This is a genomic window from Rhizobium sp. FKY42, from assembly GCF_005222835.1.
Classification (GTDB): Bacteria; Pseudomonadota; Alphaproteobacteria; order Rhizobiales; family Rhizobiaceae; genus Neorhizobium.
Map to the genome: position 1 here is coordinate 1 of NZ_STGA01000004.1, position 14,047 is coordinate 14,047.

16 protein-coding genes are annotated in these 14,047 nt (G+C 58.2%); 14 read left to right on the top strand and 2 right to left on the bottom strand.

Annotated elements, in window-relative coordinates:
- The 9 genes from E8M78_RS01695 to E8M78_RS01735 all read left to right on the top strand — a co-directional run.
- The coding region (locus tag E8M78_RS01695) for an extracellular solute-binding protein (protein WP_246658192.1) at nt 1-840 on the top strand (840 nt) is incomplete at its 5' end.
- Between the two features lie 111 nt (nt 841-951).
- Nucleotides 952-1,824, top strand: coding sequence for a sugar ABC transporter permease (locus E8M78_RS01700; RefSeq protein WP_137133581.1), 873 nt, complete (start codon nt 952-954; stop codon nt 1,822-1,824).
- 3 nt (nt 1,825-1,827) lie between these two features.
- A complete protein-coding gene (locus E8M78_RS01705; protein ID WP_137133418.1) occupies nt 1,828-2,658 on the top strand; it encodes a carbohydrate ABC transporter permease in 831 nt (276 codons plus the stop codon).
- A 26-nt stretch (nt 2,659-2,684) separates the two neighbouring features.
- Nucleotides 2,685-3,683: an ABC transporter ATP-binding protein gene (locus E8M78_RS01710; protein WP_137133419.1), complete on the top strand. Its 999-nt coding sequence runs from the start codon at nt 2,685-2,687 to the stop codon at nt 3,681-3,683.
- A complete protein-coding gene (locus tag E8M78_RS01715; RefSeq protein WP_137133420.1) occupies nt 3,680-4,456 on the top strand; it encodes an L-iditol 2-dehydrogenase in 777 nt (258 codons plus the stop codon). Before E8M78_RS01710 ends, E8M78_RS01715 begins: the two co-directional genes overlap by 4 nt.
- Before the next feature lie 56 nt (nt 4,457-4,512).
- Nucleotides 4,513-5,994, top strand: a complete 1,482-nt coding sequence (locus E8M78_RS01720; protein WP_137133421.1) for a mannitol dehydrogenase family protein — start codon at nt 4,513-4,515, stop codon at nt 5,992-5,994.
- A gap of 9 nt (nt 5,995-6,003) precedes the next feature.
- A complete protein-coding gene (locus E8M78_RS01725) occupies nt 6,004-6,690 on the top strand; it encodes an HAD family hydrolase (protein ID WP_137133422.1) in 687 nt (228 codons plus the stop codon).
- Nucleotides 6,691-6,742: 52 nt separating this feature from the next.
- Nucleotides 6,743-8,323 (top strand): FGGY-family carbohydrate kinase, encoded by a 1,581-nt coding sequence (locus E8M78_RS01730; protein ID WP_137133423.1) that lies wholly within the window; start codon nt 6,743-6,745, stop codon nt 8,321-8,323.
- 74 nt (nt 8,324-8,397) lie between these two features.
- Nucleotides 8,398-9,144 carry a sulfate transporter family protein gene (locus tag E8M78_RS01735; RefSeq protein WP_137133424.1) on the top strand — a complete coding sequence of 249 codons (747 nt, stop codon included), beginning with the start codon at nt 8,398-8,400 and terminating at the stop codon, nt 9,142-9,144.
- Here E8M78_RS01735 and nth read toward each other — a convergent pair.
- Nucleotides 9,097-9,858, bottom strand: a complete 762-nt coding sequence (nth, locus tag E8M78_RS01740; protein ID WP_137133425.1) for an endonuclease III — start codon at nt 9,856-9,858, stop codon at nt 9,097-9,099. The two genes, E8M78_RS01735 and nth, sit on opposite strands and share 48 nt — an antisense overlap.
- A 50-nt stretch (nt 9,859-9,908) precedes the next feature.
- On the opposite strand from nth, the gene E8M78_RS01745 reads away from it, so the two are divergent.
- From E8M78_RS01745 to E8M78_RS01760, 4 genes are all read left to right on the top strand, one after another.
- Nucleotides 9,909-10,403, top strand: coding sequence for a DUF2244 domain-containing protein (locus E8M78_RS01745; protein WP_137133426.1), 495 nt, complete (start codon nt 9,909-9,911; stop codon nt 10,401-10,403).
- A gap of 81 nt (nt 10,404-10,484) precedes the next feature.
- Nucleotides 10,485-11,357, top strand: coding sequence for a bifunctional helix-turn-helix domain-containing protein/methylated-DNA--[protein]-cysteine S-methyltransferase (locus E8M78_RS01750; RefSeq protein ID WP_170973297.1), 873 nt, complete (start codon nt 10,485-10,487; stop codon nt 11,355-11,357).
- A 41-nt stretch (nt 11,358-11,398) separates the two neighbouring features.
- Nucleotides 11,399-11,635: a ribbon-helix-helix protein, CopG family gene (locus E8M78_RS01755; protein WP_137133428.1), complete on the top strand. Its 237-nt coding sequence runs from the start codon at nt 11,399-11,401 to the stop codon at nt 11,633-11,635.
- A 2-nt stretch (nt 11,636-11,637) separates the two neighbouring features.
- On the top strand, nt 11,638-11,925 hold the full coding sequence (locus E8M78_RS01760) for a type II toxin-antitoxin system RelE/ParE family toxin (RefSeq protein ID WP_137133582.1): 288 nt from the start codon (nt 11,638-11,640) through the stop codon (nt 11,923-11,925).
- On the opposite strand, the gene E8M78_RS01765 is transcribed toward E8M78_RS01760, so the two are convergent.
- Entirely contained in the window at nt 11,922-12,896 is a 975-nt protein-coding gene (locus E8M78_RS01765) for a sugar-binding transcriptional regulator (protein ID WP_137133429.1), read from the bottom strand. The genes E8M78_RS01760 and E8M78_RS01765 overlap by 4 nt on opposite strands.
- 167 nt (nt 12,897-13,063) lie before the next feature.
- On the opposite strand from E8M78_RS01765, the gene tal reads away from it, so the two are divergent.
- Entirely contained in the window at nt 13,064-14,023 is a 960-nt protein-coding gene (tal, locus tag E8M78_RS01770; RefSeq protein WP_137133430.1) for a transaldolase, read from the top strand.
- Nucleotides 14,024-14,047 lie beyond the last annotated feature (24 nt).

Consider the following 14,047-nt stretch of genomic DNA (forward strand, 5'->3'; position numbering starts at 1 on the left):
CAAGCGACACTCTTAATGTGTTGCGTCTCTATCGGGCTCAACCTGTCGCAACCCTATTCGGCTTTGACACGCGGCAAGGCTGGCTGGGGCGAGAACATGGCCTTCCTGACGGCCACCTCGAACGCCTTCGGTGCTCGCTGGTTCGACGAGAAATGGAAGCCGCAGTTCGATCAGCCTGAGTGGAAGAAGACGCTCGACTTCTACGTCAAGCTCATGAAGGACGCTGGCCCTCCCGGCGCCTCCTCCAACGGCTTTAACGAAAACCTCGCTCTCTTCCAGACCGGCAAATGCGGCATGTGGATCGATGCGACGGTTGCCGCTTCCTTCGTGACGAACCCGAAGGAAAGCAAGGTTGCCGACAAGGTTGGTTTCGCTTTGGCTCCCGATACGGGTCTTGGCAAGCGCGGCAATTGGCTGTGGTCCTGGAACCTTGCAATCCCTGCCGGCTCCAAGAAGGTTGAAGCGGCCAAGAAGTTCATCGCCTGGGCAACCAGCAAGGACTATCTCAACCTCGTGGCCGAAAAGGAAGGCTGGGCGAACGTTCCTCCGGGCACGCGCACCTCGCTCTATCAGAACGCGGAGTACCAGAAGGCGGCTCCTTTCGCGAAGATGACGCTCGACAGCATCAACGCGGCTGACCCGAAGAAGCTGACCGTCAAGCCGGTTCCTTATGAAGGCGTTCAGTACGTCGCCATCCCTGAGTTCCAGGCGATTGGCACTGCTGTTGGCCAGCAGTTCTCCGCGGCTCTCGCCGGCCAGGTGACGGTCGATCAGGCTCTGGCCAGCGCGCAGCAACTGACCGAGCGCGAAATGAAGAAGGCCGGTTACCCGAAAAAGTAAATCTGCTTTTCGGTGGGGTGCGCGAGCACCCCACCGGACGTCCAGATGGCGGTGAGATTTCTCTCAGCGTCCGTTCTTTATCTCTCTGAATATATCCTGGGGGCGGCCAAAATGGCGACGATCCATACGCGTTCGGTTGCGCGGTTGATGATGGCTCCGTCCGTCATCCTGCTGTTTGCCTGGATGATCGTGCCACTTGGCATGACAATCTATTTCTCTCTGCTTCGCTACAACCTGCTGATGCCCGGCACAGAAGAATTCACCGGTCTGCTGAATTACGAGTTCTTTCTCACTGATCCGGCCTTCTTCGACGCGCTGAAGAATACGCTGCTCCTGGTTGGCGGCGTGCTTGCCATATCGGTGATCGGCGGAATTCTGATGGCGCTTTTGCTTGATCAGCCGATGTTCGGACAGGGCATTGTGCGTATTCTGGTGATAGCGCCCTTCTTCATCATGCCGACGGTTGCGGCACTGGTGTGGAAGAACATGTTCATGAACCCGGTCAACGGGCTGTTCGCATGGCTTTTCCGGCTGTTTGGCGCACAACCTTTAGACTGGCTGGCGGTGGCGCCGCTGACATCGGTTGTTATCATCGTGGCCTGGCAGTGGCTGCCCTTTGCAACACTCATCCTGCTTACGGCGCTTCAGTCTCTGGATGAGGAGCAGAAGGAAGCCGCAGAGATGGATGGTGCCGGTCCGATTTCCAAATTCATCTATATCACGCTCCCCCACATGGCCCGTGCAATCACGGTGGTGGTGCTGATAGAGACGATTTTCCTTCTGTCCGTCTTCGCGGAAATTCTCGTCACGACCAATGGCGGACCGGGCACCCAGAGTACCAACATCACCTATCTCGTCTACACCCAGGCGCTTCTGCAGTTCGATGTGGGAGGAGCCTCTGCTGGTGGCATCGTCGCGGTCGTGCTGGCCAATATCGTTGCGATCTTCCTGATCCGGATGATCGGCAAGAATCTGGAGGCTTGATCCATGGCACGCAAAGTCTCTACCCAACGCAAAGTCGCCTTCACCGGGATTGCCTGGACCATCGGGTTCCTGATGTTCTTTCCGATCCTGTGGACCTTCCTCACCAGCTTCAAGTCGGAAGGCGATGCCATCGCTTCCCCGCCCGTCTTCCTCGTCTTCAACTGGACGCTGGAGAACTATCACGAGGTGCAGAGCCGGTCGGACTACTTCGGCCATTTCTGGAATTCGGTGGTGATCTCGTTCGGCTCGACGCTGCTGGGTCTCCTCATTGCCATTCCTGCGGCCTGGGCCATGGCGTTTTCGCCGACCAAGCGCACCAAGGATGTACTGATGTGGATGCTCTCCACCAAGATGATGCCGCCAGTCGGCGCTCTCATCCCGATCTATCTGATCTTCCGGGATGGCGGTCTGCTGGATAGCCGCATCGGGCTCGTGGTGGTGCTGACCTTGATCAACCTGCCGATCATCGTCTGGATGCTCTACACCTACTTCAAGGAGATTCCTGGCGAAATCCTCGAAGCGGCCCGCATGGATGGCGCCTCCCTGATGAAGGAAGTCATCTATGTGCTGACACCGATGGCGGTTCCAGGCATTGCCTCCACGCTGTTGCTGAACATCATTCTGGCCTGGAACGAAGCCTTCTGGACGTTGAACCTCACAACCTCGAATGCTGCTCCGCTCACCACATTCATCGCCTCCTATTCCAGCCCTGAAGGTCTTTTCTACGCCAAGCTCTCTGCTGCTTCGACCATGGCGATCGCCCCGATCCTCATTCTCGGATGGTTCAGCCAGAAGCAGCTCGTACGTGGCCTCACCTTTGGCGCCGTGAAATAGCCGGCCGTTATTCAAGGAAAACGAAGATGGGTTCCATTAATCTTCGCAACGTCTCCAAGGTCTTTGGCGAAGCCAAGGTCATCCCCTCCATCAATCTACAGATCAACGAGGGCGAGTTCGTGGTGTTCGTCGGCCCTTCCGGCTGCGGCAAGTCCACCCTGTTGCGCCTGATTGCCGGTCTGGAAGATGTGTCCGACGGCGAGATCGTCATCGACGGGCAGAACGCGACGGAACTGCCACCGGCAAAGCGCGGTCTTGCCATGGTGTTCCAGTCTTATGCGCTTTACCCGCATATGAGCGTGCGTTCCAACATCGCCTTCCCGCTGAAGATGGCGGGAATGGACAAGGGCGAGATCGACCGCAAGGTATCCGATGCGGCGCGTGTTCTGAACCTCACCGATTATCTGGAGCGCAAGCCGCGTCAGCTTTCCGGCGGGCAGCGCCAGCGTGTCGCGATCGGTCGTGCCATCGTGCGTCAGCCGAAGGCCTTCCTGTTCGACGAGCCCCTGTCGAACCTCGATGCGGCGCTGCGTGTCAACATGCGTCTTGAGATCAGTGAGCTGCACCAGCAGCTCAAGACCACGATGATCTACGTGACGCACGACCAGGTGGAAGCCATGACCATGGCCGACAAGATCGTCGTGCTCAATCGCGGCAACATCGAGCAGGTCGGCTCTCCCCTGGAGCTCTACTGCAAACCGGCGAACCTGTTCGTCGCTGGCTTCATCGGCTCCCCGCGCATGAACCTGATTGAAGGCAAGTTCGCTGAGGCCAAGGGTGCGAAAACGGTCGGCATCCGCCCCGAGCATATCGGTCTCTCCCGTGACAGCGGTCTCTGGGAAGGCACCGTCACCATCGCCGAGCATCTGGGTTCGGACACCTTCATGCATATCCAGGTTCAGGGGGTTGGCACTGTCACGGCCCGTGCGAGCGGAGAATTTTGGGTTCGCCATGGCGACAGGGTCTACCTGACCCCAGACGAGACGAAGCTGTATCGCTTCAACGAAAAGGGGCTGGCGCTGTGAGCGGTCGTCTTCAGGGAAAATCTGCCATCATCACCGGTTCAGCACGCGGGATCGGGCGTGCTTTCGCGGAAGCCTATGTGCGCGAGGGTGCAACGGTTGCGATCGCCGATATCAATCTCGAGCGCGCGACCGAGGCGGCAAACGAAAGTGGCGCTTCAGCCTATGCCGTGCATCTCGATGTCACGCGCCAGGACAGTATCGACGAAGCCGTAAAGGCTGTCGAGGCGAAGACAGGTGGCGTCGATATTCTCATCAACAATGCTGCGCTGTTCGATCTTGCGCCGATCGTCGAGATCACGCGCCAGAGCTACGAGACGCTGTTTTCGATCAATGTCGCTGGTTCGCTGTTCATGCTGCAGGCCGTGGCGAGGAGCATGATCTCGCGCGGGCAGGGCGGCAAGATCATCAACATGACCAGTCAGGCAGGTCGTCGCGGTGAAGCCCTGGTGGGCGTCTATTGCGCCACCAAGGCGGCGCTCATCTCGATCACGCAATCGGCTGGGCTTGACCTCATCAAACACGGCATCAACGTCAACGCCATTGCTCCGGGCGTGGTGGATGGCGAGCATTGGGACGGCGTCGACGTGCATTTCGCCAGGTACGAAAACCGTCCGCTTGGCGAAAAGAAGCGGCTGGTTGGCGAGGCAGTGCCCTTCGGTCGCATGGGGCGTGCGGAGGACCTGACCGGCATGGCCATATTCCTGGCCTCGCGCGAGGCCGATTACATCGTCGCCCAGACATACAATGTCGATGGCGGCAACTGGATGAGTTGATCGCTGATGCCAGCGATCAGCCTCTTCAAATTCTGGGATCCTTCGAGGACCGAACGATGACCATCAAACTTTCTCTCTCCACACTCGCCGACGCCGGTAGAACAGCCACCGTTCCCGGCTACGATCCGGGCCATCTCTCCGCGGGCATCCTGCACTTCGGCGTCGGCAACTTTCACCGTGCCCATCAGGCGGTCTATCTGGACGATCTGTTCAACCTTGGTCGGGACCATGACTGGGCCATCCTTGGAGCAGGCGTCCTGCCGTCCGACCAGGCCATGCGTGACAGGCTTGCAGCACAGGATTTCCTGACCACCGTCGTCGAGCAGGACAATAACAAGACTGGCGCCCGTGTTACCGCACCCATGGTCGATATCCTGCCGGTGGGTGACGAAAGTGCCATCATTACGGCCCTGGCCGATCCGAAGATCCGCATTGTCTCGATGACGATTACGGAGGGCGGCTACTTCATCGATGCGGAAGGCCATTTCAATCCTCAGCATCCGGCAATCATTGCCGATGCTGAGACCCCGGACCAGCCGAAGACCGTGTTCGGTCTTATTCTTGCAGGGCTGAAGGTGCGGCGTGAGAGGGGGATAGCACCCTTCACGGTCATGTCCTGCGACAATGTTCCCGGCAATGGTCATGTAACGGAGAACACGGTCTGCGGTCTGGCGCGGCTTTCCGATCCGGCCTTCGCCGACTGGATCCACGGTAATGTTGCCTTTCCAAACTCCATGGTGGACCGCATTACGCCCGCGACCGACAAGCGTGAGATCGATTTGCTGGCGGATGAGTTCAACATCGACGATAACTGGCCGGTCTTCTGCGAGGAATTCAAGCAGTGGGTGATGGAAGACAATTTTCCGGCTGGTCGCCCGTCGTTGGAAAAGGTTGGCGTGCAGTTCGTTCCTGACGTCACGCCTTACGAGCTGATGAAGATCCGTATCCTGAATGGCGGTCATGCGGCGATTGCCTATCCGGCGGCGCTTCTTGACATCCATTTCGTCCATGAGGCGATGGAGCATCCGCTGATCCGCGCCTTCCTTGCCAAGCTGGAGCGGGAGGAGATCATTCCCGTCGTGCCGCCGGTGCCGGACACCAATCTCGACGACTATTTCCAGCTTATCGAGCGCCGTTTTCTCAACCCGAAGATTGGCGATACCATCCCGCGTCTGGCGCAGGACGGCTCCAACCGTCAGCCGAAATTCATTCTGCCATCCACCGCCGATCGCTTGCGCCACGGGCAGGATATCGTGGGCCTCTCGCTCGTTTCTGCTCTCTGGTGCCGCTATTTTGCCGGGACGACCGATAGTGGCAAACAGGTTGTTTTCAACGATGCCAGTGCGGAGAAACTTCAGGCCGCTGCCTTGCAGGCCAAGAGTGATCCGAACGCCTTTCTGACCTTCGATGAGATTTTCGGGACGGTGTCCGGTTCGGAGCATTTCCGCAATCGGTTCACCCACGCTCTGAAGACCCTGTGGACGAAGGGCGCGGCAGAGACACTTCAGCTCTATCTTGATGATCGCCTGGTGAGTTAGTCTTGGGTGATGACGAACCCGTGCGAACCCCTGTTGATCTTTGATTGCGACGGCGTGCTGGTGGATAGCGAGCCGCTTTCCATCCGCGTGCTTCTGGATACGGTGGCTGCCCATGGTGGTCAGCTGACCGAAGCGGAGGCCTATCAGAGGTTTCTGGGGCGCAGCATGGCAACGCTTGTTTCGGTGCTGGGTGCAGATTTCGGCATCGATGCCGATGCCACGTTTCTGGAACGCATGCGCCGCGATCTTTATGAGCGGTTCGAGAAGGAGTTGCAGCCGATCGGGGGTATAGCGGAGGTTCTGACCCATTTGCCCTGGCGCAAATGCGTTGCCTCATCAAGCCAGTTGGAGCGCATTCGGCTGTCTTTGGGACTGACAGGGCTGCGGGACTATCTGGAGCCTCACATTTTCAGCGCGACCATGGTGAAAAACGGTAAACCGGCACCGGACCTGTTTCTTCACGCCGCGGAACAAATGGGCACGGAACCGAAGGCGTGTATCGTCGTGGAAGACAGTCCTGCCGGGATCCTGGCGGCGCAGAGGGCGGGCATGAAAGTGTTTGCCTTTACGGGTGGGTCCCATGCCGATCGCGAGGACTACCGCGCCGAGATTTCCGCACTTAAGCCAGATGTCATATTTGACGCCATGTCCGATTTGATCCACCTTGTCGAAAAAGAATGTGAAGCGCCCGTCTGATCGTGGTTACGGCTGTGCAGGGTGGGGCTGATGGGATGGGAAGCAGAGCCTGATGCGGGAGTATCTGGTCGCGGTCGATGTGGGTACGACCAGTGCGCGCGCAGGCATTTTTGCCCGCGATGGCCACATGCTGGCAAAGGCGCGGCATCCGATCGAGATGCGCCGTGGCCCAGCCGATTTTGCCGAACATGATTCTGAAGATATCTGGCGCGCGACTTGCGTTGCCGTACGTCAGGCCCTGTCCCTATCCGGCCTGGAAGCCTCGCAGGTCGCGGGCTTTGGATTCGACGCGACCTGTTCTCTCGTCATCCGCGATAGACAAGGCACGCCGCTCTCCGTTTCGGAAACGGGCGATCCGCGTTTCGATACCATCGTCTGGCTCGATCATCGCGCGGTGGCCGAAGCCGAGGAGATGAACGCGACGGGCCATCCCGTTCTGGCCTATGTGGGCGGCTCGCTTTCTCCCGAGATGCAGATCCCCAAGCTCATGTGGTTCAAGCGGCATATGCCGCAACAGTGGGAAGGAGCTGGCTTCTTCTTCGATCTTGCGGACTTTCTCACATGGCGGGCCACCGGTTCTCCCATGCGCTCGCGCAGTACCTTGACCGCCAAGTGGAATTATCTGGCCTATGAGAGCGAGGGCTGGAACGCTGATTATCTTGCACATGCGGGGCTGCAGGATTTTCGCGAGAAGGGTGGGTTGCCCGACAGATGTGCTGGTCCGGGTGAAGCCATCGGCACGTTGAGTGCAAAAGCCGCTGAGGAACTCGGTCTGGATCAAGAATGTGTTGTGGCTGCGGGTCTCATCGATGCCTATGCCGGAGGGCTCGGGCTCCTAGCGGGTGTGCTTACCAACGATGAGGCCGTTGAAGGCCATGCGGCCCTGATTGGTGGCACCTCAAGTTGTCTGGTGGCCTTCTCCAGAAAGGAACGCCACGGTGCGTCGCTCTGGGGACCCTTCTTCGAAGCGGCGCTTGATCGTTTCTGGCTGGTGGAAGGTAGCCAGTCTGCCACGGGCGCACTTCTGGACCACATCGTGCGCATGCACGCCAGTGGCGGGGAACCGGATGCCGCGCGCCATCAGGCGATCATTGATCGTATCTTTGTCTTGCGAGAGCAGGAAGGCGAACGCTTTGGCGAGGGTCTGCATGTGCTGCCTGACTTCCACGGCAACCGTTCGCCGCTTGCCAATCCGCGCGCCAAGGGTGTGATCAGTGGCCTGACACGGGATACGAGTTTCGACGGTCTCTGCCGTCTTTACTGGCGCACCTGTGTCGCTCTGGTTCTTGGTCTTCGTCATATTCTGGAGGTAATGGAGGAAATCGGCTATCGCTTCGACATGTTGCATGCGGGAGGAGGACATGTTCACAACCCGCTGCTTGTCGAGCTTTATGCCGATGTGACAGGGCGTTCCGTGCGCATACCCAAGGTCCCGGATGCGGTTCTGCTGGGCTCTGCCATGGCCGCCTCTGTTGCTGCGGGCTTCAGTGCTTCCATGGCCGAGGCGGGAAGGGCCATGGATCAGGGAGGCACGGTCCGGGAATGTGATCCGCAGCGGAAGGGCTTTTACGATCGCGATTTCAAGCGCTTCATGGCGATGCACCGGCATCGCAGCGAGCTTGAAGCGATTTAAAGCGTGGATCAAAGGCTGCTTGCTGTAGGCCTGTCGACCTCCTACATGGGCGGTAGAAAAAGGAGCCGAGCCCCATGATTTTCGAAGCCGCGCGTCTATCGCTGATCAACCTTTTTGCGCCGGAAACACGCTCGGTGTTCTGGAAGGTTCTGGGCCTCACAATCCTGGTGCTGATCGGCCTTTGGTTTGCGCTGCGCGAGGTGTTTGCGCTTTATGTCTGGCCCTATTTTGCTGCATTCATGCCCACGGTGCCGGACTGGGCGGGTTGGCTCACCTTCATTTTCGCCATTGCCGCCGGCATTGGTCTTGCGCTCGGGCTTGCTCTTGTGATTGCGCCGATCACCGCATTGATTGCTGGCCTGTTTCTCGATGATGTGGCTGAAGTCGTTGAAAAGCGGGATTATCCGGGCGACCCCGAAGGGGCAGCCCTGCCTCTGGGCCGCGCCATGTGGGAATCTGTGCAGTTCCTCGGCGTGGTCATTGTCGGCAATCTCATCGCTTTGTTTCTTCTGTTCATTCCCGGCGTAAACCTGGTCGCCTTCTTTCTGGTGAATGGTTATCTTTTGGGACGCGAATTCTTCGAATTTGCAGCCATGCGTTTTCGCACACCGTTGGAGGCAAAGGCGTTCCGCCAGAAACATAAGGCAAGCGTCTTCATGGCGGGTCTGCTGATCGCGGCCTTTCTTTCAATACCCTTCGTCAATCTGTTGACGCCCCTGTTCGCGGCGGGCCTCATGGTGCATCTCCACAAGGCGATCAGCCGCCGCGATCCGTCATTCACCCTCGCTCAGGGCGGAAGCGCCAATCATTTGGGCCGGTAATTCCTTCAGGATAGCCGGGATGTCATTGGTTTTTGCCGGATAGCGACAGAGGTCTGCAATAACGCAAACCTCGCATTCCGGCTTGCGCGCCTTGCAGGTGTAGCGTCCATGCAGGATCAGCCAGTGATGGGCGTGGAACAGGTAATCCTTTGGAATGACCCGCAGCAGGTTATCCTCCACTGCATCCGGTGTGGTTCCGGGTGCGAGCTTGATGCGGTTGGCGATGCGAAACACATGCGTATCCACCGCGAGCGTCGGGATGCCAAAGGCCATGGACATCACGACATTTGCCGTCTTGCGGCCAACACCGGGCAGGCGCATCAGTTCTTCGCGCGTTTTCGGCACCTCGCTGCCAAACTCGTCAATAAGCATTTGACAGAGCGCGATGACGTTCTTCGCCTTGTTACGGTAAAGGCCGATCGTCTTGATATGCTCGATGACGCCTTCCTCGCCAAGCGCCAGCATCTTTTCCGGCGTGTCGGCAATCTGGAACAGCTTGCGCGTGGCGCGATTGACGCCAACATCGGTTGCCTGCGCGGACAGAGCAACGGCCACGACAAGAGTGAAGGGGTTTACGTGTTCCAGTTCGCCCTTCGGCTCCGGTCTCTGGACAGAGAAGCGGCGGAAAATTTCTTCCAGTTCCGCCTTGTTGTAGGCGGTGCGGGCATGTCTGCGGCTTCTCGCCGCGCCATTTGACTTTTGTCTGGTTTGCATGTGGATTAGGTTTTTAGAGTTGCCATATGGCTTGTATCGCAAGGCAGAGGATGGAAGGCAACGTGCAGGCGACAGAAGAACAACCGGTTTTTGCCGCGGAACTCACCCCCTACCGGTCTCTGGGGCCGCGGGGTTTTCGCATCATGCTCGCCATCAGCGGCGGCATTTGCATGTTGCATGCGATTTTCTTCCTCGCAACGGGTGCCTGGCCGATCGGGCTTTTCTTCGGTCTAGATTTCCTGCTGCTCTGGGGTGCATTCTTGTTGAACTACCGTTCCGGGCGGGCCCGCGAAGAGGTGACCGTCTCGCGGACCAGTGTTTCCGTCCGCAAGTTTTCTCCTGCCGGACGCATGGTGGAGCATAGCTTCAATCCGTTCTGGGCACGGTTTCGGGTGCGTCGTCACCACGAATTCGGGATCACCTCCATGCATCTGACGGGAGAGGGGCGGCATACCGATGTCGGTTCCTTCCTCAATCCGGATGATCGCGAAAGTTTCGCCAAGGCGTTTCGTGGCGCGCTTGCGACGGTGAAGCAACGGATTTGATCGCCGCAAGAATCGGGTGGCAGAAAGGCTCGCTCCGTGGTTTTTTGGTCCGATCAAAAGGACCGAGCCATGAACGCCCTTATGCCTTCCCCCGACGCCCTCAGCGATATCACGCCCTCTGGCGAGGACTACGCCATCGTCAAGCAGGTCATCGAACTGATTACCCTTGACTATCGTGAACAGCCATCGCTGGACGCCATCGCAGCTGAACTCGGCCAATCGCCCACGCAATTGCAAAAGGTGTTTACCCGCTGGGCGGGGCTTTCGCCGAAGGCCTTTCTGCAGGCGGTAACGCTGGATCACGCCAAGCGGCTGCTGCATCAGGAGGAGCTTCCGCTTCTGGAAACCTCTCTGGAAGTAGGGCTTTCCGGGCCCAGCCGTCTTCACGATCTGTTCGTGACGCATGAGGCCATGAGCCCCGGTGAATGGAAGGCGAAAGGCGGCGGCCTGACGATCCGTTATGGATTTCATCCATCACCCTTTGGTCTGGCGCTGGTGATGGTCACGGATCGCGGGCTTGCGGGACTGGCCTTCGCGGATGATGAGGGTGGACGTGATGCCTGCTTTTACGACATGGCGCGACGCTGGCCCAATGCAAATTACGCTGAGGACGCAGACGCGACCGCGCCCTATATTTCACGTGTTTTCGACGCGCGACGGTGGGCCTGCGAAGAGCCGTTGCGCGTGGTTCTCATCGGCTCGGATTTTCAGATCCGGGTCTGGCAAAGCCTGCTGAAGATTCCTTTCGGGAAAGCTGTCACCTATTCCGATGTGGCCCGCGACATCGGCCAACCGACCGCCAGCCGCGCAGTGGGTGCCGCTATTGGTCGCAACCCGATTTCCTTCGTGGTTCCCTGCCATCGGGCCTTGGGCAAAAGTGGCGCGCTGACCGGCTATCACTGGGGTCTAACGCGTAAGCGCGCCATTCTCGGCTGGGAAGCGGGGAAGGGGTGAAGGAACTTGATGCAGCGGTTCTCTTGTGAGATTATTCGGCAATGAAGAGTAGTATTGAACTTTCTGACGATATCAGCCGCCGCATCGATCTCTTGGCGGAGCGCTCGCGGCTTACCAGAAGTCAAATCATTGAAGACGCTCTCGCCAAAGGCCGATCTCTTGCCTGGCAGGAGCGTTGGATAGCGGGAGTTCAATCCGGCCTTGACGAGGCGGACCGTGGAGAGTTCGCATCCGAGGATGAGATTTCTCGTGTACTGAACAAGTATGATCCGGTTTGAGCGTGAAAATCGTCTGGACGCGGCGTTACCTTCGCGAACTTGAGGCCATCGGTGATTTTGTGGCTGAGCGCAATCCCCGTGCTGCTACGCGCCTGGTTCGAGAGATCCACTCGCGGATCGAAAAGCTGGTCTCCGACAATCCATTTGCTGGCCGTATTGGAGAGATTCCGGGAACGAGGGAACTCGTCATAAGCGGAACGTCTTATATCGTCGCTTACCGTGTTAACGAGGAAGCGGTCGAAATATTGTTTGTTCAACATGGCGCCAGGGCGTGGCCAGATGAGGTTTAGCCTTTAGTGAGCAATGCCCGAGCCGCTCCTTCATCGGTAATCAGCGTATTGCAGCCGATGCGGCGGATGGTGGCAAGAATGGCATGGGCTCGATGGGCCCCGCCCGAGGATAGCACGATGTGCTTTGCTTTCTTCAAAGTATCCAGATCGACCGACATGACCCGCTGGTTGATGGGATGATTGATCGTGCGCCCCTCGGCGTCCAGAAAATTAAACATGGTATCGCAGACGCAGCCGGCTTCAATCAGATCCTCAAGCTCACTCTTCGAGATGAAGCCCTCTGATAGCGATGTTGAGTGCGGGCCGATATCGCCGCAAGAAACGATAGCAAGATCAAGGTTTTCGGCGAGATCGTAAATCGTTTTCAGGCCGCATTGCTCAATCAGGGCGCGCTTGGTCTGGACGGAATCCACCAAAAGCGGCGCAAGGAACATGTAGCATTCCGCCCCCAATTGGCTGGCAAGGCGCCAAGTATAGTCGATGGGGTTGGTCTGATGCACGGCAACGATGCCGCCCAGAAGCGAGACGACCTTGCAGTTCTCCCGCCGCGGCGGGCGAAAGCCGGAAAGCGAAGCGGTCATGGTGCGGCCCCATCCGACGCCGATGGTCATGTCGTCTGCCACGACTTCCGTCAGGAAGTGGCCAAGCGCCAGACCTACCGCCTTTGCAATGCCACCCGCATCGGATCGATCCGGGGCGGGAACGACAATGGCCTCATCCAGACCGAACGCTTTCTCAAGCTTCACGGCAAGTTCGACACAGTCATCGATCCCTTCGCTGATCCAGATCTGCACCTCGGAGCGTTTCAGTGCCTCATCCAGCATGCGAATGACGGTGGAGCGGCTGATGCCGAGTTTTTCTGCCACATCCTTCTGTGTAAGGCCCTGATTGTAATAGAGCCACGCGGCGCGCAACCGAAGGGATGCCGCTTCCGAATAGGCCTGATGTGTTTCGCGTCTGAGCTTTGCCACTGCTTCCGCTGTTTTCCATTGGTGAAACCGTCGCAATTATCGGCCTGCGTGAAACAAATGTCAAATCGATTGAGCAAATGTCTTGACTTATGAGGTGCACAGCGCACATAGTAAGCTCATGGGAGAGCAAACTCTCCGACCGCAAATGTTAGCGTTAGGAACATCGGATGGCATCCAAACTTGAACAACTGCGCGCCATGACCACGGTGGTCGCCGATACGGGCGATATCGAGGCAGTTGCGCGTCTGAAGCCGGTGGATTGCACCACCAATCCCACGATCGTGCTCAAGGCGCTTGGCACTCCGGCTTTCGCCGACAAGGTCAAGGAAGCGATTAGCTGGGGCAAGAGCCAGAACGGATCTTCCGATGCTGTGGTGGCTGCCGTTGCCGATCGTCTGGCCATCTCCGTCGGTGCGGCCCTGGCTGAGCTGGTGCCGGGTCGCGTTTCCACGGAAGTCGATGCAGACCTTTCTTTCGACACCGAGGCCTCAATTGCGAAGGCGCATGGTATCATTGCCGCCTACAAGGAACGCGGCATCGAGCGGGATCGCATCCTGATCAAGCTTGCTTCCACCTGGGAAGGCATCAAGGCGGCGGAAGTGCTGCAGACGGAAGGCATTGACTGCAACCTGACGCTTCTGTTCTCCAAGGCTCAGGCCATTGCCTGCGCCGATGCCAAGGTATTTCTGATTTCGCCATTCGTTGGCCGTATTCTCGATTGGTACAAGAAATCGACCGGTCAGGAATACACATCGGAAACCGATCCGGGCGTTATCTCGGTGCGGCAGATCTACAACTACTACAAAGCCAATGACATCAAGACGATCGTCATGGGTGCCTCCTTCCGCAATGCAGGCGAAATCGAGGCTCTGGCCGGTTGCGACCGTCTGACAATCAGTCCGGCGCTGCTGGATGAGTTGGATAAGGCAGAAGGCACCCTGGAACGGAAGCTTTCGCCGGACAACATCACTGAAGATGCGTTCCAGCCGATCGACGAGAAGAAGTTCCGCTGGATGCTGAACGAGGACGCCATGGCAACGGAAAAGTTGTCTGAAGGCATTCGCCTGTTTGCCAAGGATCTCGTTGCCCTGCGCGAAATGGTGAAGAAGGAACTGGCTGCCGCCTGACCTCCGCGATAGCCATGCATGAGA

Bases quoted from the DNA above. Each gene is read 5' to 3' on its own strand.
- E8M78_RS01710 (WP_137133419.1), top strand. From the start codon at position 2,685: ATGGGTTCCATTAATCTTCGCAACGTCTCCAAGGTCTTTGGCGAAGCC.
- E8M78_RS01700 (WP_137133581.1), top strand. From the start codon at position 952: ATGGCGACGATCCATACGCGTTCGGTTGCGCGGTTGATGATGGCTCCG.
- E8M78_RS01720 (WP_137133421.1), top strand. From the start codon at position 4,513: ATGACCATCAAACTTTCTCTCTCCACACTCGCCGACGCCGGTAGAACA.
- E8M78_RS01730 (WP_137133423.1), top strand. From the start codon at position 6,743: ATGCGGGAGTATCTGGTCGCGGTCGATGTGGGTACGACCAGTGCGCGC.
- nth (WP_137133425.1), bottom strand. From the start codon at position 9,858: ATGCAAACCAGACAAAAGTCAAATGGCGCGGCGAGAAGCCGCAGACAT.
- E8M78_RS01725 (WP_137133422.1), top strand. From the start codon at position 6,004: ATGACGAACCCGTGCGAACCCCTGTTGATCTTTGATTGCGACGGCGTG.
- E8M78_RS01745 (WP_137133426.1), top strand. From the start codon at position 9,909: ATGGAAGGCAACGTGCAGGCGACAGAAGAACAACCGGTTTTTGCCGCG.
- E8M78_RS01755 (WP_137133428.1), top strand. From the start codon at position 11,399: ATGAAGAGTAGTATTGAACTTTCTGACGATATCAGCCGCCGCATCGAT.
- E8M78_RS01750 (WP_170973297.1), top strand. From the start codon at position 10,485: ATGCCTTCCCCCGACGCCCTCAGCGATATCACGCCCTCTGGCGAGGAC.
- E8M78_RS01705 (WP_137133418.1), top strand. From the start codon at position 1,828: ATGGCACGCAAAGTCTCTACCCAACGCAAAGTCGCCTTCACCGGGATT.
- E8M78_RS01735 (WP_137133424.1), top strand. From the start codon at position 8,398: ATGATTTTCGAAGCCGCGCGTCTATCGCTGATCAACCTTTTTGCGCCG.
- tal (WP_137133430.1), top strand. From the start codon at position 13,064: ATGGCATCCAAACTTGAACAACTGCGCGCCATGACCACGGTGGTCGCC.